Annotated in this window: 19 protein-coding genes and 1 tRNA gene; 9 read left to right on the top strand and 11 right to left on the bottom strand. The window is 69.3% G+C overall.

Going from position 1 to position 19,929, the window contains the following annotated elements:
* The first annotated feature begins 29 nt into the window (after window positions 1-29).
* The gene (locus KIK06_RS22550) at window positions 30-1,235 is read left to right on the top strand and encodes a tyrosine-type recombinase/integrase (RefSeq protein ID WP_268644982.1); all 1,206 of its coding nucleotides are present in this window, start codon (window positions 30-32) and stop codon (window positions 1,233-1,235) included.
* 152 nt (window positions 1,236-1,387) lie between these two features.
* Here the strand turns inward: KIK06_RS22550 and KIK06_RS22545 are convergent.
* The 4 genes from KIK06_RS22545 to KIK06_RS22530 all read right to left on the bottom strand — a co-directional run bounded on the left by KIK06_RS22545 (window position 1,388) and on the right by KIK06_RS22530 (window position 2,998).
* Window positions 1,388-1,472 (bottom strand) — tRNA-Ser (locus KIK06_RS22545).
* Window positions 1,473-1,482: 10 nt separating this feature from the next.
* Window positions 1,483-1,965, bottom strand: coding sequence for a nucleoside deaminase (locus KIK06_RS22540; RefSeq protein ID WP_017600722.1), 483 nt, complete (start codon window positions 1,963-1,965; stop codon window positions 1,483-1,485).
* 4 nt (window positions 1,966-1,969) lie between these two features.
* A complete protein-coding gene (locus KIK06_RS22535) occupies window positions 1,970-2,455 on the bottom strand; it encodes a tRNA adenosine deaminase-associated protein (protein WP_017600721.1) in 486 nt (161 codons plus the stop codon).
* Window positions 2,456-2,497: 42 nt separating this feature from the next.
* The gene (locus KIK06_RS22530; protein WP_040690681.1) at window positions 2,498-2,998 is read right to left on the bottom strand and encodes a tRNA adenosine deaminase-associated protein; all 501 of its coding nucleotides are present in this window, start codon (window positions 2,996-2,998) and stop codon (window positions 2,498-2,500) included.
* 314 nt (window positions 2,999-3,312) lie between these two features.
* Between KIK06_RS22530 and upp the strand changes: the two genes are divergently transcribed.
* From upp to KIK06_RS22500, 6 genes are all read left to right on the top strand, one after another.
* The gene (upp, locus tag KIK06_RS22525) at window positions 3,313-3,966 is read left to right on the top strand and encodes a uracil phosphoribosyltransferase (protein ID WP_268644981.1); all 654 of its coding nucleotides are present in this window, start codon (window positions 3,313-3,315) and stop codon (window positions 3,964-3,966) included.
* Between the two features lie 418 nt (window positions 3,967-4,384).
* Window positions 4,385-4,627: a hypothetical protein gene (locus KIK06_RS22520; RefSeq protein WP_268644980.1), complete on the top strand. Its 243-nt coding sequence runs from the start codon at window positions 4,385-4,387 to the stop codon at window positions 4,625-4,627.
* A 217-nt stretch (window positions 4,628-4,844) separates the two neighbouring features.
* Window positions 4,845-5,009 carry a hypothetical protein gene (locus KIK06_RS22515; protein ID WP_017600717.1) on the top strand — a complete coding sequence of 55 codons (165 nt, stop codon included), beginning with the start codon at window positions 4,845-4,847 and terminating at the stop codon, window positions 5,007-5,009.
* Between the two features lie 22 nt (window positions 5,010-5,031).
* Window positions 5,032-5,541 carry a PH domain-containing protein gene (locus KIK06_RS22510; RefSeq protein ID WP_026127980.1) on the top strand — a complete coding sequence of 170 codons (510 nt, stop codon included), beginning with the start codon at window positions 5,032-5,034 and terminating at the stop codon, window positions 5,539-5,541.
* Window positions 5,542-5,913: 372 nt separating this feature from the next.
* Window positions 5,914-6,138 carry a hypothetical protein gene (locus tag KIK06_RS22505; protein WP_268644979.1) on the top strand — a complete coding sequence of 75 codons (225 nt, stop codon included), beginning with the start codon at window positions 5,914-5,916 and terminating at the stop codon, window positions 6,136-6,138.
* Between the two features lie 553 nt (window positions 6,139-6,691).
* The gene (locus tag KIK06_RS22500) at window positions 6,692-8,356 is read left to right on the top strand and encodes a TlrC/CarA/OleB/SrmB family ABC-F type ribosomal protection protein (protein WP_442789791.1); all 1,665 of its coding nucleotides are present in this window, start codon (window positions 6,692-6,694) and stop codon (window positions 8,354-8,356) included.
* A gap of 163 nt (window positions 8,357-8,519) precedes the next feature.
* On the opposite strand, the gene dnaB is transcribed toward KIK06_RS22500, so the two are convergent.
* Window positions 8,520-11,120, bottom strand: coding sequence for a replicative DNA helicase (dnaB, locus tag KIK06_RS22495; protein WP_268644978.1), 2,601 nt, complete (start codon window positions 11,118-11,120; stop codon window positions 8,520-8,522).
* A gap of 349 nt (window positions 11,121-11,469) precedes the next feature.
* Here dnaB and KIK06_RS22490 point away from each other — a divergent pair, with 349 nt between their 5' ends.
* Window positions 11,470-12,819, top strand: a complete 1,350-nt coding sequence (locus KIK06_RS22490) for an MATE family efflux transporter (RefSeq protein ID WP_268644977.1) — start codon at window positions 11,470-11,472, stop codon at window positions 12,817-12,819.
* Between the two features lie 117 nt (window positions 12,820-12,936).
* Complete coding sequence (locus tag KIK06_RS22485) at window positions 12,937-13,458, top strand: MepB family protein (protein WP_268644976.1); 522 nt, start codon at window positions 12,937-12,939, stop codon at window positions 13,456-13,458.
* A 126-nt stretch (window positions 13,459-13,584) separates the two neighbouring features.
* Here the strand turns inward: KIK06_RS22485 and KIK06_RS22480 are convergent, their stop codons facing one another.
* From KIK06_RS22480 to KIK06_RS22455, 6 genes are all read right to left on the bottom strand, one after another.
* Window positions 13,585-14,418, bottom strand: a complete 834-nt coding sequence (locus tag KIK06_RS22480) for a peptidoglycan recognition protein family protein (RefSeq protein WP_026127978.1) — start codon at window positions 14,416-14,418, stop codon at window positions 13,585-13,587.
* Window positions 14,419-14,618: 200 nt separating this feature from the next.
* The gene (rplI, locus tag KIK06_RS22475; protein ID WP_017600709.1) at window positions 14,619-15,065 is read right to left on the bottom strand and encodes a 50S ribosomal protein L9; all 447 of its coding nucleotides are present in this window, start codon (window positions 15,063-15,065) and stop codon (window positions 14,619-14,621) included.
* A gap of 28 nt (window positions 15,066-15,093) precedes the next feature.
* Entirely contained in the window at window positions 15,094-15,330 is a 237-nt protein-coding gene (gene rpsR / locus KIK06_RS22470; protein WP_013155832.1) for a 30S ribosomal protein S18, read from the bottom strand.
* A 111-nt stretch (window positions 15,331-15,441) separates the two neighbouring features.
* Entirely contained in the window at window positions 15,442-16,014 is a 573-nt protein-coding gene (locus KIK06_RS22465; protein WP_268644975.1) for a single-stranded DNA-binding protein, read from the bottom strand.
* Between the two features lie 121 nt (window positions 16,015-16,135).
* Complete coding sequence (rpsF, locus tag KIK06_RS22460) at window positions 16,136-16,426, bottom strand: 30S ribosomal protein S6 (protein WP_017600707.1); 291 nt, start codon at window positions 16,424-16,426, stop codon at window positions 16,136-16,138.
* Window positions 16,427-16,702: 276 nt separating this feature from the next.
* Complete coding sequence (locus KIK06_RS22455; RefSeq protein WP_268644974.1) at window positions 16,703-19,606, bottom strand: transglycosylase domain-containing protein; 2,904 nt, start codon at window positions 19,604-19,606, stop codon at window positions 16,703-16,705.
* Window positions 19,607-19,929 lie beyond the last annotated feature (323 nt).

The following is a 19,929-nucleotide window of genomic DNA, read 5'->3' as shown; positions in this document are numbered from 1 at the left end:
CCCCCTACCCCTTGGAAGGAACACCTCTGATGGCTCGCGCGTGGGTCTACGACCGCACCAACGACAAGGCCTACAACGAGGCCGTGAAGAAGGCCAAGGACGCCAAACGCACCCCACCTGCCCGGTGGATGGTCCGCTACTACGGCCCCTCCGGCCGGATCAAGAGCGGCGGAACCTTCAAGAAGAAGCCGGACGCGGAGAAGAAACAGACCGAGATCGAGAACAGCCTCCACGAGGGCTCCTACCGCAACCCCAACGACGGCAAGGCCACCTTCGGGGAACAGGCCGAGAAGTGGCTCATCACCCGCACCGACATCAAGCGCTCCACCTGGTGGAAGTACCGGGGCCTGCTGGACCTGTACCTCCTCCCGCGCTGGGGCGAACTCCCCCTTTCGGCAATCCACACCGAGGACATCGCCGTGTGGATCGCGGAGATGCAGAAGCCGCGGGAGGAAGGCGGCTCGAACCTCGGGGCCTCCCAGACCCGGCACGTACACAGCGTCCTGTCCATGGTCCTGGGCTGGTGCGTCCCCCGCCGGATCCCCTTCAACCCGGCCAAGGGCGTTCCGCTGCCCAAGCCCTCCGAGGCCGAACACGTCTACCTCGACCATGTCCAAGTCGAACGACTCGCGAACGCCGCTGCGTCCCTGCGCACCGCCTACGACCAGGTGGCGGCGGGCGCTCGGATCAACCGACCGCTCATCCTCTTGCTCGCCTACACCGGTCTGCGCTTCAACGAGGCCGCCGCCCTGCGGGTCGGCAGGGTGGATCTGAAAGGACGCCGGATCCGGATCACGACCGCCTTCGCCGAAGTGGAAGGCAAGTTGGTCGAGCAGTCCCCCAAGACGGGCAAGAGCCGTACCGTCCCCATTCCGCCGTCCCTCGTCCCCGAGCTGGCGCCCCTGGTCGACGGGCGGCCGGATGACGCCCTGGTCTTCGCCACCAAGCGGGGCGCGCCCCTCCGTCTGCGCAACTGGCGACGGCGGGAGTTCGACAAGGCCGTGAGGGGCGCTGAGCTCAACGGTCTGGGCCTGACTCCGCACAAGCTGCGCCACACCGCCGCGTCGCTCGCCATCGCGGCCGGGGCCGACGTCAAAGTCGTGCAAGCCATGCTGGGCCACGCCACCGCGACGATGACCCTCGACCGGTACGGGCACCTCTTCCCTGACCGCCTGGACGAGGTCGCCGAAGCCATGGACGCCGCCCGGGTCCTGGCGCTCGCCCCCGCCGCGTGACCCCGCATGACCCCAACCCCGGGGACCGACCCCGGACACGCGAAAGGCCGGTCGCTCCGAACCATGTGCACTGAATGTGCACCGGCCCGGACCAACCGGCCTTCGCTACCTCTACCGACCCTACGCTCACCTGCGTGAACGTCGGCCTCGTGCGGTGGAGGAGGGATTTGAACCCTCGAAGGGTTGCCCCTTACCCGCTTTCGAGGCGGGCGCCATCGGCCACTAGGCGACTCCACCGAGAGGAACTCTACCGGATACGGCGGCGTGCGAAAAACAGGGAGAGCAGATCGGAGCACCGCTCGGCGACGTCCTCGCTGACCAGGTCCGGTGGAAGGACTTCCGGACGGTGGTTGAGCCGGGGGTCGCGAACCACGTCCCACATCGACCCGACCGCCCCCGCCTTCGCGTCCCGCGCCCCGTAGACCAGCCCGTCCACACGTGACAGCACCAGCGCCCCCGCGCACATCGTGCACGGTTCCAGCGTGACGACCAGTGTGCATCCGCTCAGCCGCCACTCACCGCGCGCACGCGCGGCAGCCCGGAGCGCCAGCACCTCGGCGTGCGCTGTGGGGTCCCCGGTCGCCTCACGCTCGTTGCGACCCACGCTCAGGACGGAACCGTCGGCGTCCAGCACCACGGCGCCCACGGGAACGTCGCCTGTCTCCAGGGCCCGTTCGCCCTCCGCGATCGCCAGCCGCAGCGCGGTGTCCGCGGCGTCCCGACCGATCACCCGGTCACAACCGCATACCGTCGAGGAGGTCGCCGAACCCGGCGCGCTCGGCGACGACCGCCAGCACGTCGCTCGGCAGGACTCCCCCTCCGGTCGACAGTGAGCGGAGTTCGTCCTCGGTCAGCCCGAGATCGGTGAGCAGGTCACCGTCCCCGGTCGGCACCGGGTTGGGCCGCGCCCCCGCGCTCTCCGGGGGCTGGGGCCCGACGAGACCGCCCGCCTCGGCCAGCACCATCGCCAGCGGGTGGTCGTGCACCACCCGGGCGTCGGACAGGTAGACGCGGGGGTCGCCGCTCTCTTCGGCCCGCACGATGGCGAACCACTCGTCGTCGGCCTCCAAGAGCAGGAGGGAGAGATCGCTCCCCCGCTCAACGGCGAAGTCGATCATCAGGTCGGTGACGTCATCGATCACGTCCACGTCCCCGAGGTCCACCTCGGTTCCCCGCCACGCCTTCCCGTTGGGAGCGAAGACAGCTGCGAAGGTCGACACCTCGTGCTCTCCTGTTCTCCGTGGTGGTTCTCCAGGTCTGCCCTACCCCATACCGTCCAGGACACGCTGGAAGGACTGCGCGAATCCCAGGCGTTCGGACACGCTGGCGAGCACCTCGTCCGGATAGAGGTCGAGATCTCCGGCGAGGGCGCCCAGTTCCATCTCGTCCAGGCCCAGATCGGAGACGATCGACAGGTCGCCGGCTGGCAGCACCTGGTCGAGATCGTCGTCGTCGGGCAGGTCGATGTCCAGGTAGTCGAGCACGTCGCGCGCCACCTGCCAGTCGACCGAGGCGGTCACGTCCGAGAGGAACAGTGAGACCTCCTCGCCGTAGACCCGGACGATGATGAAGAAGTCGTCCCCGACCGCCACGAGCCCGAGGGAGCCGCTGATGCTCGGCTGCTGACGGAGCGCGTGGATGAGACCCTTGAGGTCGTGTGTGAGGGCTACCGGGAGCAGGTCGACGTCCCAGCAGTCCTCTTCTCTGTACGCGACGGCCGCGAAGTCACCCGAGTCGTCGTCGCCATGATCGAGCACTGTCATCGTCACCCCAACCCGGCCGGTGTATCGGTGCGGGCGAAGGAACGCCTGATCGCCCATGCGAGTGCCATGGTAACGATCACTCCGGTTCCAGGGTCGCCCTTGTCACCCGTCAATGCGCCCCACGTTCTCATGAGAACCGGCTTCCCGGTCACCCGCCGGCGCCCTTCGTGCGCCCCGGACCGCCTTCCTGGGACGTCCGGTGGCGGCGGGGGCGGCGATCGGGCCCCGCCCGGGGTGGTACACGCGGTTAGACTCGGGCTGGCCGAAACCTCCCCAGCCACCGTCCCGTTATCCCAGCTCAACCGGAGAACGCTTTGGAAACCCTGGTCGTCGACCACCCCCTGGTCGCGCACAAACTGACCACCCTGCGCGACGTGCGGACCGACTCCCCGACCTTCCGACGCCTGACCGACGAGTTGGTGACCCTGCTCGCCTACGAGGCGACGCGGGACGTGCGGGTGACCGACGTCACCATCAAGACCCCGCTCGTGGAGACCACCGGGACGCAGCTGTCGCGCCCCACTCCGCTCGTGGTGCCCATCCTCCGGGCCGGCCTGGGCATGCTCGACGGCATGACCCGCCTGCTGCCGACGGCCGAGGTGGGCTTCCTGGGCATGGCCCGCGACGAGGAGACCCTGCAGCCCGCCACGTACGCCGACCGGCTGCCGCAGGACCTGTCCGGACGCCAGTGCTACGTGCTCGACCCGATGCTGGCCACGGGAGGCACGCTGGCGGCGGCGCTCAAGCTGCTGGTGGAGCGCGGCGCCGACCACATCACCGCGATCTGCTTGCTCTCCGCGCCTGAGGGCCTCAGGGCCGTGGAGCGCAAGCTGTCCGAAACCCTCGACCCCGGCCACGGCGCGACCCTACGCGTGGTGACGGCGGCGGTGGACGAGCGCCTCGACGAGAACGGGTTCATCCTCCCTGGCCTGGGCGATGCCGGGGACCGACTGTACGGCTGCGCCTGACCCTGGAGCCCACGAACCACAGCCGCCTCACGAGGCGTCAGCACCCAGCCGGACCATCGGTTGGGTGCTTTTTGGTTCTTTTCGGTACGGAGTGAATGAACAGCCGAAAATCGGGCAGAGACCCCTATGGCGCCATGTCGCCCCTGATCGCGACCAGGCGCCCCGCACACCGACGACACGGCTTTGCATTAGCCGAATTCGTTTTGAGATGGGAACGTAACAGACGAGAGTGATCATGGTTCCTGGCTACCCGTAACCTGCACAACCTGCTGCCCGAAACCGCCGACAGGGCACGGTCCGTCCCACAGCCCGTGCCGCCCGTTTCCGACGGACGGTTCACGCATCCCCACGGCGGCTACCCAAAGCCCCGGACCGACCACGCTTTGCCATCCACCCCCCACGGCCCTCAAGGAGTGAGATGACCGAGACCTCCGCCTCCACGACCACCCAGCTCACCCCGGACCCGCACTACGGCCCCGTCGTCAACCGGCTGGTGTCGGAGTTCTCGGGGGTGCACCACACCGCGACCGTCACCCGGTGTGTGGACGCCGCCAGACACGGTGCCCAGGACGTGACCGGCTCGGCCACACCCGACCTCGTGGAACGGATCGCCCGGCAGCACCTCCAGGTCCTGGCCCTGGCCTTCGCCGAACAGCGCTAGCGGGTCGACGCCTCGGCCCGTTCCACGGCGGCGCCTGCTTTCCGGACCGTCAACCTCGGGGTTACCAACACCACCGAAACCGGACAGAGCCCGCAAGTTGTCGAACGGCCGACATACCGCCACGCCGAGGGTGCGCTTCAGGCTTTACGGGCATGATTGTCGATGGAACAATCACTGCTGGGTCGGTGGGTCAGGTAGATTCCAAAGGGAGTCAGTCGTGGCGAGGTTGAAGAAATGGGGCGGTTACGCGCTCATCGGTTTCGTGGCGTTTTATCTGCTCACGCAACCGGAAAGCGCCGCTGGAGTGATCCAGAGCGCCTTGGGCGGCCTGATGGGCGGCGCGGAGTCCATGTCCCGCTTCGTCAACGCACTGCTGCCGTAGTGGGAGAGTTGGGTCGGGTTCCATGCGGCTCGTAGCGTCGAGCAACAGCGCTCCTGCGTCGGTCAACCGCTACCTCCTGCCCCATGAGCAGGACGTGGTGACCATCAGGCGCCATCCCGCGGTCCTCATCGGCCCGGTCGGAGCCGTCCTCGGCGCGCTGATCGCCGCGGGGATCCTCAGCAACACATCGGTCGCCGCCAACAGCGCGGCGCTGGCGATCATCTGGTGGCTGTGGCTGCTGGTCCTGGTGTGGTTCGTCTGGCGCGTCGCCGAGTGGTCGGTCGACTACTTCGTCATCACGTCGGCCCGTCTGCTGCTGACGACGGGGCTGATCACGCGGCAGGTCAACATGATGCCGCTGGGCAAGGTCACCGACATGAGGTTCGAGCGGACCCTGCTGGGACGCTTCCTCGGCTATGGCACCTTCGTGATGGAGTCCGCGGGTCAGGACCAGGCGTTGAGCAAGATCAACTTCATTCCCTACCCGGAGCAGCTCTACCTGGAGGTCGTGGGGCTGATCTTCAAGGAGTAGCCCGGGCACACCAGCGGAAGACGTGTGGCACCCACCGACGCGGTGGGTGCCCTTCGTGTTTCCCGGGCACCGTGCCCTCCCCCACGCCGCGCCTGGCCTCTGCGCAGCCACCGGTTCGGCTTTTGTTAACCTTCCGTTCACCTTGCCTCGGCGCCACAGTCCCCTATCTCACACTCACGATTCCGCGACGCCGGAACGCGCCCACAGAAACCGCTCCTGAACTGCGGTGATACTCCGCCGTCGACTCGGGGCGACCATCCGGCCCGCATCAGCCACACCCTCCCCCAGGAGCCTCCGCGAGGGATACGAATTGACTCTTAAGTGAACATAGGGTTAACTCGTACCATCTGATACGGAAACGAGGAGGGTCTCATGGCACGCAGGACAGAACGTGCGCCGCACCCCGCTCGCTCCACGACCAGCCGCCGGCGCACGCGCACTGCGCCCGGGACCCGCCAGCGCCTGACGAACAGGACCGCCTGCATCCCCCAGCCGCGCGAGGACGCCGACACCACGACGTCACGACACCCGATCATGCACTGGGTGCTGGTCACCGACGAGAACGGCCGGACCCGCCCCGAGGCGCGCTGGCTCTGAGGAGAGCCGCCCCCGGGCACCACGGCGGACACGACCGCCGACCGGACCACGACAGGCACGCGAAGGGCCGCCCATGGGCGGCCCTTCGCCGCGTTCGGGGCCCGATCCGCCCCTCCCGCCCCACCGGAACAGCCCCCTCCGCGGACCCCCCAACCCCTTTGTCGACAAATCGGCTTAGCCGTTAATAGAGATTGGGATGACCTCAATTAGGCCCTAGCGGCCTCCCGGAGAGTGATGCCGGTCTCACTCGTCTCGGATTGACGAGGTGACGAGACGAGACGTATCGTCTTTCCCCATGAGGCTGATCTAGTTCCCGCCATCCCGCGTCAGACGTCCGCGTTCCGAGCACACACGCCCGCTACCCAGCGGTGCGGCTCCGTTGGCGTCGTCGAACCGCGGTCGATCAGGGAAGCCTCGACGATCTCGTCTTCTCGGGCACCACACACCTCCAGCGGTCGTGTGTTCCTGTCCGAAACCTCGTCACACGGGCACCTCACCGATCCGCGGCCCTGTCAGTACCCGGCCCACACCACGGACCAGCAGGAGGCCCGCCTTGTTCACCGCACCGCACCCGTCAACGTCCCAGCTCCACCTCACCGAGATCACCAAGCGCTACGGAGACCACATGGTCCTCGATCGCGCGAACCTCACCATCAGCCCCGGTGAGCGCGCCGGCATCATCGGCGACAACGGATCGGGCAAGAGCACGCTCCTCCGCCTGCTCGCCGGCGTGGAGGAACCGTCCAATGGAGAGCTCATCGTCAGCGCTCCGGGCGGTGTCGGCTACCTGCCGCAGACCCTGGACGAGGTCTCCGGCGGGGTCCTGACCGGCACCGTCTCGGACGCCATCGACGCCGCGCTGTCCGTTCTGCGCGATCTGGAGGCGCGCATCCACAGGGCCGAGGCCACCCTCGGCTCCGCCACCCCCGACGAACTGGCGGCCTACGGTGACCTCATCGCCGAGTTCGAGGCGCGCGGAGGCTACGACGCCGACGCCCGCGTCGAGGCGGGCCTCCACGGACTGGGCCTGCCCGGCCTGGAACGCGACCGTCCACTGCGCACACTCTCCGGCGGGGAGCGCTCGCGGCTGGCCCTGGCCGCGATGCTGGCGGCCTCGCCCGAACTCCTGCTGCTCGACGAGCCCACCAACGACCTCGACGACCACGCGGTCGCCTGGCTGGAGGAGCGGCTCCGACGGCACCGGGGCACGGTCGTCGCCGTCACACACGACCGTGCCTTCCTCGCCGGGGTGACCACCACGGTCCTGGAGGTCGACCACGACACCCGCCGCATCAACCGATACGGCAACGGTTACGACGGGTTCCTCGCGGCGAAGGCCGCCGCCCGAGCCCGCTGGATCCGCGAGTACGAGGAGTGGACGATGGACGTCGCACGCCAGCGTCGGCTCGCGGACGCCAACGCCCAGCGCCTCGACGGCATCCCGCGCAAGATGGCCAAGGCCGCCTTCGGGCACGGCGCGTTCAAACTCCGGGGCCGCGACCACGGAGCCCGGAGCCGGATCCGCATCGCGAAGGAGCGGCTGCACCGGCTGGCGGAGAACCCGGTGGCGCCGCCTCCGGTACCGCTCCAGATGACCGCGGACTTCACCGCCGCGGCGGCGGACGGCACGCCCGCCGCCGTGCTGGAGGACGTGTCGGTCGGCCACCGGATCCACGTGCCGCGCCTGGAGCTGGCCCAGGGCGAACGTGTCCTGGTCACCGGCCCGAACGGAGCGGGCAAGAGCACGCTCCTGCGGCTGCTGGCGGGGGAGCTGGCCCCCGACTCCGGGACGGTGACCGTGCCCGGACGCGTCGGTCATCTGCGACAGGAGGAGGCGCCGCCGCCCGCCGCCGCCACGGTCCTGGGCGCCTACGCCTCGGGGCGTCCCGGCCACCCGGACGAGTACCGGGACGAACTCGCCTCTCTCGGGCTCTTCCGCCCCGAGGACCTGGACCGGCCGGTGGCCGAGCTCTCCGTCGGGCAGCGGCGCAGGATCGAGGTTGCGCGGCTGACATCGGGTTTCCATGACCTGCTGCTCCTGGACGAGCCGACCAACCACCTCTCCCCCGGCCTGGTGGAGGACCTGGACGAGGCGCTGACCCGCTACACGGGTGCGCTGGTGGTCGTCACGCACGACCGCTGGGCGCGCTCCCGCTTCACCGGGCGGCATCTGGAACTCCGGGAGGGGATCATCATCGATGACCATCACTCCCAGTAATGTCTACGTAACTCTTTGTCGACAAATCGGCTTGGCCATAAATAGAGACAGGGATCAACCGATATCCGGGGCGTGGCGCACGCCGGCACGCCCCGGACGACCACGGAGCCCTGGTCGAGACCTTCGGGACGGACCGGACCAACATCGGCGCCGACCGCGGGTCCTACCCGGGCGCCATGTCGACGAAGCGACTGTAGTGGCCCTGGAAGGCCACGGTCACGTCGGCGGTGGGACCGTTGCGGTGCTTGGCCACGATGATGTCCGCCTCGCCCGCCCGCGGGGACTCCTGGTCATAGGCGTCCTCGCGGTAGAGCAGGATCACCATGTCCGCATCCTGCTCGATTGATCCCGATTCGCGCAGATCTGACACCTGTGGGCGTTTGTCCGTTCGCTGTTCGGGACCGCGGTTGAGCTGCGAGAGCGCGATGACCGGGACCTCGAGCTCCTTGGCCAGGAGTTTGAGGGACCGGGACATCTCGGAGACCTCCTGCTGACGGCTCTCCACCCGGCCGGGCGTGGACATCAGCTGGAGGTAGTCGACCACGACGAGCTTGAGGTCGTGCTGCTGTTTGAGCCGTCGGCACTTGGCCCGGATCTCCATCATCGACATGTTCGGGGAGTCGTCGATGAACAGGGGGGCACTGGCCACCTCGCCCATCCGGCGGGCCAGCCGGGTCCAGTCGTCGTCGGTCATCTGCCCGGAGCGCATGGTGTGCAGGGCCACACGCGCCTCGGCCGAGAGCAGGCGCATGACGATCTCGTTGCGCCCCATCTCCAGGCTGAAGAAGACCGAGGTCATGTCGTGCTTGATCGACGCCGCCCGGGCGAAGTCCAGAGCCAACGTGGAGTTGTGGGTGGGGATCATGGACCTGGTCGCCAGGAACAGGTGGTCCGGGTGCTCTACCTGGATACAGCGGACCGGAACGCTGTCCACACGGCGCACGTCGGTGATGAACCTGGAGTCGATCCGGCGGTACTTTCGGCCCTCGCCGCGCTCGCGGTGCGCCGCCCGCTTGCGTTCGATCCCGAAGACCTCGCATCGTGAACCGAAGGTGATCGTGTAGCAGGTGGACGAGCCCTCACAGCGTCCGCCGACCCGCTTGGCGGACATCCCCGTGCGGTACCCGAGGCTGTGCGCGAGCTCTCGGAAATCCTTCGCCAGACGCTCATTGGTGACGGCGAACTGGATCGACCCATCGGTATTCACACTGCCGTCGCTGTCCAGAAGTCCCGCCAGGAGGGCTCTGCGCTGTCGCGGTGAGGCACGCAGGTAGAGATCGGGGATGTGCTTGTCACCGAGGACGCCGGTCGAGCGCAGCAGGGCCTGGACGCTGCCGTGGTCGCGGATGCAGTCACGGCACCGGGACTGGCCGAAGCACGGACGGCCGCAGTTCGCGCAACTGGTGTGCGGAACCGGATCGGAGACGAACCGTGCCTTGCCACCGCAGGACTGTCCACAGCTTCGGACGTGCGGAAGTTGGGGGGTGAACAGGGTCCCGCACACCACGCACGCCCGTTCGACGGGTGCGGTGTCCTCCTCCGGCAGGAACACTCCGTAGGCCATTCCGGTGGACCCCACCGGCTTGGTCACCAGGCCCTCGGCCTCGATGTTGGTGAGGACCTCGGGGTCGGTGGTGGTGACGCGAGCCGCGGCCGAGGCACCGTCGCCCAGCCACACTCCCAGGAAGTACGGCGGAAGCGGCAGCTCCCTCTCCGGAAGGTCCAGGGGTTCGGCGTTGGCCACCGAGTGGTTCAGTCGACGGTCGGCCGTCTCCAGGCGTAGCGTCCGCTCGATCTCCCGGGTCGTGCGCACGGCGGGAAGTACTCGGGGAGTCGCGTCTCCTCGGCTCCTCGCCTCCCGCGCCGCACGTCGCGAGGCTCGCGTGTCCGTCAACCACTGGTGCTCGGCGTCGGCGACGACCTTGGTTCCGTCGTCGAACGTGACCTCGTAGCACGGACGATCGACCATCACCTCGGTGGCGGCGACCACCCGCGTGGGCGTGCCGTCGGCGGCGAGCACCTCGTCGCCCACCTCCACGTCACCCATCGTGGTCCAGCCGTCGGGAGTGGGGACCGGGGTGTCCAGCGCCAAGGCCTTACCCATGGCCGGCCGGGCGGCGATGATGATCATCTGGCCGGGGTGGAGACCGTTGGTCAGGGCGTCGAAGTCGGCGAAGCCCGTCGGTACACCGGTGAGCGTGCCGTCCTGGGCGCCGATCGCCTCGATCTCGTCCAGGGCTCCGGGCATGACGTCGCCGAGGATGACGTAGTCCTCGCCCGTGCGCTTCTCCGCGACCTTGTACACCTCGGCCTGGGCGTGGTCGACGAGGTCGTCCACCTCGCCGTCCCCCGCGTACCCGATCTGGGCGATCCGGGTGCCGACCTCGACCAGGCGGCGCAGGACGGCGCGGTCGGAGACGATCTTGGCGTAGTAGCCCGCGTTGGCGGCGGTCGGGATGGCCTCGGTCAGCGTGTGCAGGTAGGTGGCGCCGCCGACACGGGTGGCCTCGCCGCGCTTGGTCAGTTCGGCGTTGACGGAGATGGCGTCGACCGGCTCACCACGGGAGAAGAGGTCGACGACGCAGTCGTAGATGATCTGGTGCGCCGGTCGGTAGAAGTCCGCGGACCGGATGATCTCCACGACCTGTGTGATGGCGTCCTTGGAGAGCAGCATGCCACCGAGCACACTCTGCTCCGCCTGGATGTCGTGCGGGGGTGTGCGCTCGTATCCGCCTGTCTCGGGCGGTGGCTCGGCAACACTCACGAACTCTCTCCCAGGGGACGTGCCTCGCGTCGGGTCCGGACGCGGCCCGACCTCTCCAGCATGCCGCATGGCCGAGAGCGGGGACGCCGCGGAGCGGGTTGTGTACCCGTCCTTTATCACCATCTCCGGTGCCCTGCGGGGCATCCGGGACAGAGGTTGTGCACATCACCTGTGGATAACTTTCCCCACATCCACACATACCGACTTCCACCTGCGAAAACACAGTGTGGACGGAGACGTGAAAGATGTCTCACGCCCCCCGTTTCCACAAGTTATCCACAGGCTTCGGCGGGGTTGTGGACAACCTCTCAATCACCATCGAACGCCTGTCCGGTACTGTGGCGGGGTCATGCCGAAACTCCTCTCGGCGGCCCCGTTCCGCCACCGCCATGACCGCGAGATCCTCGCCCTGGCGGTCCCCTCCTTCTTCGCCCTCGTCGCCGAACCGCTGTTCCTGCTCACCGACACGGCGATCGTCGGCACCCTGGGCACCCAGGCCCTGGGCGCGCTGGGGGTGGCGGGGCAGGTACTGCTGACCCTGGCGTCCGTGTGCATCTTCCTCGCCTACGGGACCACGGCGGCGGTCGCCCGCAAGTTCGGCGCCGGGGACGTGCGCGGAGGTATCCGGGACGGGGTCGACGGCCTCTGGCTGGCCGTCCTGCTGGGTGTGGCGGCCATCGCGGTCGGCTGGCCGCTGGGGCCCGCGCTCGTCGACCTGCTGGGCGCTTCGGCGGACATACGCCCATACGCGCTCACCTACCTGCGGATCAGTCTGCTGAGTACACCGTTCCTGCTGATCGTCATGGCGGGAACCGGTGTTTTGCGGGGACTCCAGGACGCTCGTACCCCACTGGTGGTCGCGGTCGCGTCGTACGTGGGCAACGCGGCGCTGTGCGCGGTGTTCGTGCTGGTCCTCGACTGGGGGATCGCGGGTTCGGCCTGGTCGACGGTGATCGCTCAGGGGGGCGGGGCGTTCTGGTACGTCGCGATGATCGCCCGGGCCGCGCGCCGCGAGCGGGTGTCCCTGGCGCCCAGCCTGGGCGGACTGCGGGCCTCCGCCTCGGCGGGGTTCGCGCTGTTCCTGCGCAGCGTGTCGATGCGGGTGGTGCTCCTGGTGACGACGGCCGTGGCCGCGCGGCTCGGCGACGAGTCGATCGCCGCCCACCAGGTCAGTTTCAACGTGTGGGCGCTGCTCGTGTTCGCGATGGACGCGATCGCCATCGCCGGTCAGTCGATCGTCGGCCGGTACCTGGGCGCCGGGGACGTGCCCGGCACCCGCGACGCGACCCGGCGCATGGTCGAGTGGGGTGTCCTGCTCGGCCTGGTGTTCATGGTGCTGGTGTTCGCCGTGCTGCCCTGGGCCCCGATACCGTTCACCGCCGACCCCGAGGTGCGCGTCCTCATCATGGCCACGCTCGTGGTCGCCGCCCTCCTGCAACCCCTGAGCGGGGTGACCATGGTCCTCGACGGTGTGCTGATGGGCGCCGGGGACCAGCGCTATCTGGCGTGGGCGTCGCTGTGGACGATGCTGGTCTTCCTGCCGTTCGCCCTGCTGCTGCCCCGACTGGCGGCCGATGAGCTGTGGGGGCTGATCGGCCTGTGGACGGCGTTCGCGGTATGGATCCTCGCCCGCGCGGTCACCCTCGGGGTCCGAGCGCGCGGCACGGCCTGGTTGGTCACCGGAGCGACCCGCTCCTGAACCCCGTCGTGGGCCCCTCGTGCACCCGGTGCGAGGGTCGAGGTCCGGGTGCACGGGTACCCGTCTTCCTTGGACCGCCCGGGGTGATGGCCCCGGGCGTGATGGCAGACTGGCGGCATGGTGACGAATGAGCCGTGGGCGGGATCTCACGGTGACCTGCTGGCGGCGAAGGCGTCGGTGTACGACCCCAGCGGTTTCACCTGCTCGCCACCGACCCCCGAACCGGAGAGCGCCGAGTACGCGGCCTGCGCGTTCACGCTCGACGGGCGCTCGGTTCGGTTCCGCGTGGCCAAGACCACCCCGACGAAGGCGGGCCAGTTCGTCACCGTGTGGCAGCGGTCTCAGGAGGGGCCGATCCGCCCCTTCGACACCGACGACGGGGTGGACCTCTTCGTCGTCAGCAGCCGTGGCGACGGCTTCGGGCAGTTCGTGTTCCCGCGCGAGGTGCTGTGCGAACGCGGCATCGTCTCCCGTGACGGCTCCGGAGGAAAGCGCGGATTCCGCGTCTATCCGCCGTGGGTGACCACGACCAACCGGCGGGCCCGGGGCGTCCAGGCATGGCAGGTGAACTACTTCCTCAGCCTCGGCCGGACCGGGCATGCCGACCTGACGCGCGCCCGCGCCCTCTACCACCCGTAGACGGGGCACGCCGTGCCCACACCTCGACAAGACGACAAAGCGCGATCACCACATGTCGACCGCCGTCGGGAGCCTGGGGTGAGGGGTGTCCCCGGCCCCCGGATGTCCGCCCGGGTCACGGGGCGGTCAGGCGGACGTGTCGAGCTCTCCCAGGGCCGGACCGTGGTAGAAGGGCATACTCCGCTCCCCGTTCGGGGTGGGCGGATAGGTGGGCAACTCCTCCAGCGTCAGCTCGGTGCCGGCGACCCGGCTCAGGTGCCGCAGCTTCTCCCGCAGGCTGGACGCCACGTCCCTGCGCAGCTCGGGCAGCATCGCGTACAGCCGGTCGCCGGGGCACGCGGTCGCGTTGAAGTCCCTGTGGCCGACGATCGCGTCGGCCGGGTTGAGCTGGTAGACGAGGCACAGCCAGGTACACGTCTCCACCAGCGCCTCCATCAGCTCCCCCGGCGGCTTGGCCGAGCTGTAGAGGCCCTCGTTCTCGATCCCGATCGTGTGCGAGTTGTGGTTGGCGGTGTGCGCCCCGATCACGTGTCCGCCGTTCCAGATCGACGGCAGCGACCTGTCCCGCCCCTCCATGATGTAGCCGCCCCGGCTGATCGTCAGCTGCTGGCCGGTGTCGTTCCACCCGTTGTTGTCCATGTGGTGCCGCTGGATCGCCCGGGACAGCGCGGCGGCGTGCGACTTCGACATGTCGGACGTGTTGGACGTGGCCGTGTGGTGCACGACGATGTGGGTCGGCGGGTGGCCGAGGATGTCGACCGGTGTCTTGGGCCGCCGAGCCCCCCAGTCGGACCGCTTGTACACCTTGGGCCGCACCGCGGCGATGGCCGTGTCCGTCGCGGACACGGCCATCGTTCCACCGAGCAGCACTCCCCCGGCCGCCAGGGCGGACCCTCGGAGCATGGTTCTGCGATCCACGAGTGGTGGATGGTCAGGAGTGGGTCGTCTGTGAACGGACATGGTTCGTCGTCCTCTCCGTGCGGGGTGTCACTATGCGTGATACCAACACAGAGAACACGATAAGTTACAATGAGTAACTAAAGAGTGCGTTCCGGTTCCTTGGCGTGTCTCGGGCACCCCGCGCGTGAAGCGGCCCTGAAACGCAGGTACCCCGCCTCTCCCGTGGAGAAGCGGGGTACCGACGAGTCGGACGGATCGGCTCAGACGCCGACGACGTCCAGCTTGATCTGCGCGGAGACCTCGGGGTGCAGGCGGACCTGGACCTTGTGGGCACCGGCGGACTTGATCGGGTTCTTGATCTCGATCCGGCGCTTGTCCAGCTCGGGACCGCCGGAGGCCTTCACGGCCTCGACGATGTCCGCGGGCTTGACCGCACCGAACAGACGACCGCCCTCACCGGCGCGCTGCTTGAGACGCACGGTGAGCGCACCGACCTGACCGGCGACCTGGCGGGCCTCGTCCAGGCTGCGGATGTCACGCGCGGAGCGCGCCCGCTGGATCAGGTCGATCTGCTTCTGGCCGCCACGCGTCCACCGAATGGCGAACCCGCGGGGCAGCAGGTAGTTGCGGCCGTAGCCGTTCTTCACCTCGACGACGTCGCCGGGGGCTCCGAGACCGTTGACCTCGTGGGTCAGGATCAGCTTCACGACAAAAACCTCCCTCGGAAAATCCCGGCTAGCGAGCGGTGCTGGTGTAGGGCAGCAGGGCCACCTCGCGCGCGTTCTTGATCGCGGTCGCGACGTCGCGCTGGTGCTGGGTGCAGTTACCCGTGACGCGGCGGGCGCGGATCTTCCCGCGCTCGGAGATGAACTTACGGAGAAGCGTGGTGTCCTTGTAGTCGATGTAGGACTGCTTCTCCTGGCAGAAGAGGCAAACCTTCTTCTTGGGCTTGCGAGCTGCCGGCTTGGCCATCGTGGTGCTCCTTCGCAAGAGCCCCGGGGTCCTCCCGGGGATGGTCTGTGACAAGTGGATGGTGACTCGGCGCCCTCGGGCGGGCACCGGGCCGGGTGCGGGTGCGGCCGGTTAGAACGGCGGTTCGTCGGAGAAGCCTCCGCCGCCGCCACCGCCGAAACCGCCGCCGCCGTTGGTCGCCCACGGATCGTCGGCCGGGGGACGGCCGCCCTGGCCGCCCTGCTGGCCGCCGAAGCCGCCGCCCTGGTTCCCGTAGCCGCCGCCCTGGGGCTGGCCGCCACCGAAACCGCCACCGCCGCCGCCGAAGCCGCCGCCCTGGCGCTGCGTCTTGGTCACCTTGGCGGTGGCGCTGCGCAGGGCCGGGCCGACCTCGTCGACGTCGATCTCGAAGACGGTCCGCTTCTCGCCCTCACGGGTCTCGTACGAGCGCTGCTTCAGCCTGCCCTGCACGATGACGCGCATGCCACGCTGAAGGGACTCGGCCACGTTCTCCGCGTACTGCCGCCAGACGGTGCAGGTGAGGAACATGGACTCGCCGTCCTTCCACTCACCCGACTGGCGGTCGAAGGTGCGCGGCGTGGACGCCACACGGAAGTTGGCGACCGCGGCTCCGCTGGGCGTGAAGCGCAGTTCAGGGTCGTCGACGAGGTTGCCGACGAGCGTGATCTGGGTTTCGCCTGCCATGGATCGGCTCCGGTTCGAGATAGTCGGATCAGGCGGGGTCGCCTGCTCCCCCGATCATCCGTGCCGGTAGTGACACTACGGACGTTTCGGGGCGGCGGGGGGTGCGGGCGCGAACGCCCTGTTAGTGGACCTCGGGCCGAAGGACCTTGGTGCGCAGGACGGACTCGTTGATGCCGAGCTGGCGGTCCAGCTCCTTGACCGTCTCCGGCTTGGCGGTGAGGTCGATGACGGCGTAGATGCCCTCGGCGTTCTTGTCGATGTCGTAGGCGAGACGGCGCTTGCCCCAGATGTCGACCTTCTCGACCGATCCGCCGTCGCCTCGGACGACGCCCAGGAAGTTCTCCAGCGACGGGGCGACGGTGCGCTCGTCGAGGCCGGGCTCGAGGATGACCATGATTTCGTAACGACGCATAGGCGTACGTTCCTCCTCTGGACTGTTGCGGCCATGGAATCTCCATGGCAGGAGGTCAGGAGTCCGGGGCCGATTCCGCTCACAGGAGCGGGGCACCGCGCGGACTCTGATCCATACGGGAGCCAAGATTACCAGTCGGCGCGCACCGGATCGGCGCTGTCGTGGATACCTGTGGACAAGTCGACAAGGGGACCCGGCCGTCGGGGCGCGAACACGCGAAGGGCCGGTGCGCGGGGTCGCCGCGCACCGGCCCTCGGTCATGGCCGGAAGGTCCGGTCAGTCCTCCCGTGAGGGTCGAACCATGGCGTTGTTGCCGTTCGGCCTGCCGGTGCCGTCACCGTCACCGTCATCGCCGCCACCGCCGTCCGTCGGGTCGTCCGTGGGGTCGCCGGTCGGGTCCGGGCAGTTCCAGCCGAGGGGACCGCAGTCGTCCCCGTCACCGGGATCGGGCTCCTCGCACAGGGGATCGTCCACCGGGTCGCAGACGTCGGGTTCGCTGGGGTCGGGGCAGTCCGGATTCCCGTTGCCGTTCCCGTTCCCGTTGCCGGGCTGGTCCGGGTCGCAGACGTCGTCGTTGCTGGGCTCCTCCGACGGCTCCTCGCTGGGCTCCTCCGAGGGGCTCTCGCTCGGGCTCGGGCTCGGGCTGGGACCGAAGTTCTCGACCTCGCCGACGTTCGCGCGCGCCGGGAAGTCCCGCACCTCCATGCCCTCCATCGCGTTGTCCATGAAGTGCTTCCACACCAGTGCGGAGGTGGTGCCACCGAAGGTCCGGTTGTTGGGGATGCCCTCGAAGGCCAGCTTCCCGCCGCTGTGTCGGCTCAGGCTGACCGCCGTGGTCACCTGCGGCGTGTATCCGACGAACCACGTCGACACCGCGCCGCTCGAGGTACCCGTCTTGCCCGCCACCGGGCGGCCGTCGCTGAGGGCGGCGTTGCCGCCGCCGCCGGCCTCGACCACCTGGCGCATCGCGTAGGTGGCGTCGGCGGCGATGTCGGAGTCGATCACCGGCGCGCCGTCGAGTTCGGCCTTGTCCTTGGGATCCACCAGGTTCCCGTTGCCGTCGTACAGCTCGACGACCATGTGCGCGGGGATGCTGGTGCCCCCGTTGGCGATGGTCGAGTACGCGTTGGCCTGGTCGTACGTGCTCACGAGGTGGGTGCCCAGGGCGATGAGCGGGGACGTGGTGGAGGTCTCCGTGTGGATCGGGTTCACGCCCAGCTCGATCGCCGTCTCCTCGACCGCCGGGGCTCCGACCACCTCGGCCGCGTGCACGTAGCTGGTGTTGATGGAGTCGGCCGTGGACTCGATCAGGTTGACGGCGCCGCGGCTCTGGAGGTTGGAGTTGTTCACCTCGCCCACCCCCGCGAACGTCTGCGGCGAGTCGCCGTTGAACGTGGTCTCCATGCTGATGTTCTGCTTGAGCGCGGTCACCAGCACGTAGGGCTTGTAGGACGACCCGGCCTGGGCCACGTGGGTGAGCGAGTTCTCCGGGTCCGTCACCACGTCGTCACCGCCGTGGAAGGCGAGGATCCGCCCGGTCTCGTTGTCGACGGCGGTCAGGCCCTCCATGAGCTCCGACTGCTCGAACCCGGCCACCGACGGGAGCGCCTCGTCGAAGGCCAGGCGCGCCGCGTCCATGAGATCGGGGTCGAGAGAGGTCCGCACCTGGTAGCCCCCGGTGGCCAGGGCCTGGGAGTCGACACCGTCGTAGCGCTCGAGGATCTCGTTGACCACCTCCTGGCGGACGTAGCCGAACTTGGGGTCGTCCGAGCCGGTCTCCTCGGCGCCGTAGGGAACCCGGTCGGGGAGCTCCAGGGCCATGGCCTCCTCACGGGACAGCCCCCGCTCGCCGCCCGTCTCCTCGTACATGAGCGCCAGCTGGTTCTGCATGTACTCCCAGCGTTCCCCGGTGAGGTAGTCGTACCAGTAGCCGTCGCCCTCCTTGACGTTCTCGAACCTGCTGGGCTGCTGGATGATGAGTCCCAGGAACGCTCCCTCGGCGGGGGTCAGCTCGTCGAGGTCCTTGTCGAAGTAGCGTTCGGCGGCCATCTCGATCCCCGAGGCGCCGCGGCCGAAGTAGATCGTGTTCAGGTAGGTCGTGAGGATCTCGTCCTTGGGAACCTGCTGGTCCAGCTTGATCGAGATGAAGATCTCCTTGATCTTCCGGCTGACCGTCTGCTCGGTGCTGAGCTCGCTGGTGTAGTAGTTGCGCGCCATCTGCTGGGTGATGGTGGAGCCGCCGCCCGCGGAACCCCCGGACAGGACCGCGCGGCCGATCCCCATGAAGTTGATGCCGCCGTCCTCGTAGAAGGTCCGCTGCTCGGCGGCGAGCACGCCGTCGATGACCTCCGGGGGGATCTCGTCCCTCTCCACCGCGATCCGCTGGACCTCACCGGTGGTCACCGCCACCTCGGGCTCGGCCCCTTCCTCCTCCGGCGCCCAGAAGATCTGGGTGGCCGACGGCGGCTCCTCCGCCGCGTTCTGGAGTTCCTTCGGGTCGGGGGCCATCGCGTACAGGACCGCGAAGGCGGCCACGCCGCCGATGATCATGAGCCCGCAGAAGGCCAGCAGCGGCTTCCAGGTCTTGGACCAGGCCCGCTTGATCCACGGACGGTCGTCCGGCTCCTCCTGGCGCCCGCGGCGGCGGCCTCCGCCACCGCCGGACCCGCGACCACCGCCGGAACCGCGCCCGCCCCGGCCGGGGCCGCGACCGCCGCCCTCCGCGCGGGCGCCGTGCTCCCGCTCGCGCGGGTCACGCGGACCGTTCGCACGCCGACGACCGCCCGCGGCGCCTCCGGCCGCGCCCGCGGCCGCCGCTCCCTCCGGACGGCGACGGGGCCGCTCGCCCTCGGGGCGGCGGCGCGGACGGTCCCCGTCCTCCGGGGGCCTGCGCCGGGGCCGCTCGCCGCCCTCCGGCGGGCGTCGGCGCTGGGCGTCGGGGCGCCTGCGGGGGTCGCCCCCCGCGCGCGCCGCGTCGGGCTGGGGCCGGGGCCGCCGGGGCCGCTCGGCGGGGGCGTCTCCGAAGAAGCCGCCCTCGTCGTCGGGCCGCCGACGTCCGCCCGCGCGCCCTCCCGGGGGAGGGCCGTCCGCCCTGCGCCGTCCACCGCCTCGTGGACCGTCGCCCGGGCCCTCGGCCCTGCGACGGCCGCCATCGGCATTCCGTCGTCGTTCGGTACTCACGTGGTCCTCGATTGCCTCTCACGGCCGGTCGGCCTGACGATTCCTGGGTGGAACGGGGGGCGGTCCCCCTGGGGGATCAGTGGTCCGCGACCTGTCCGCGGTGACCGGCGCGGTCGGCTCGTGTCAGCCGGATCCGCGAATGCGCCCGCCGTCGAAGGCTTGTCGGAAGGACGCCTGAACGCGCACGCGGGTTTTCAACAGGTCGCGAAGACGTTGGCCGCTGCTTCCTCCTGATCGTTGGCCTGCGTGGGCTGAACCCCGTGCCGGTGCCCTACTCCGGCGGGACGCCGCCGCGGCGGGGACGGCGTCCGGGGTGCTGCTGG

This window comes from Nocardiopsis sp. EMB25, assembly GCF_026797795.1.
Taxonomy (GTDB): domain Bacteria; phylum Actinomycetota; class Actinomycetes; order Streptosporangiales; family Streptosporangiaceae; genus Nocardiopsis; species Nocardiopsis lucentensis.
This window is presented reverse-complemented; position numbering and strand designations above follow the sequence as displayed.

Bases quoted from the DNA above. Each gene is read 5' to 3' on its own strand.
- KIK06_RS22550 (WP_268644982.1), top strand. From the start codon at position 30: ATGGCTCGCGCGTGGGTCTACGACCGCACCAACGACAAGGCCTACAAC.
- KIK06_RS22530 (WP_040690681.1), bottom strand. From the start codon at position 2,998: ATGACAGTGCTCGATCATGGCGACGACGACTCGGGTGACTTCGCGGCC.
- KIK06_RS22520 (WP_268644980.1), top strand. From the start codon at position 4,385: ATGACCGAGACCTCCGCCTCCACGACCACCCAGCTCACCCCGGACCCG.
- KIK06_RS22510 (WP_026127980.1), top strand. From the start codon at position 5,032: ATGCGGCTCGTAGCGTCGAGCAACAGCGCTCCTGCGTCGGTCAACCGC.
- KIK06_RS22505 (WP_268644979.1), top strand. From the start codon at position 5,914: ATGGCACGCAGGACAGAACGTGCGCCGCACCCCGCTCGCTCCACGACC.
- KIK06_RS22490 (WP_268644977.1), top strand. From the start codon at position 11,470: ATGCCGAAACTCCTCTCGGCGGCCCCGTTCCGCCACCGCCATGACCGC.
- KIK06_RS22485 (WP_268644976.1), top strand. From the start codon at position 12,937: ATGGTGACGAATGAGCCGTGGGCGGGATCTCACGGTGACCTGCTGGCG.
- KIK06_RS22480 (WP_026127978.1), bottom strand. From the start codon at position 14,418: ATGTCCGTTCACAGACGACCCACTCCTGACCATCCACCACTCGTGGAT.
- rpsR (WP_013155832.1), bottom strand. From the start codon at position 15,330: ATGGCCAAGCCGGCAGCTCGCAAGCCCAAGAAGAAGGTTTGCCTCTTC.
- KIK06_RS22465 (WP_268644975.1), bottom strand. From the start codon at position 16,014: ATGGCAGGCGAAACCCAGATCACGCTCGTCGGCAACCTCGTCGACGAC.
- rpsF (WP_017600707.1), bottom strand. From the start codon at position 16,426: ATGCGTCGTTACGAAATCATGGTCATCCTCGAGCCCGGCCTCGACGAG.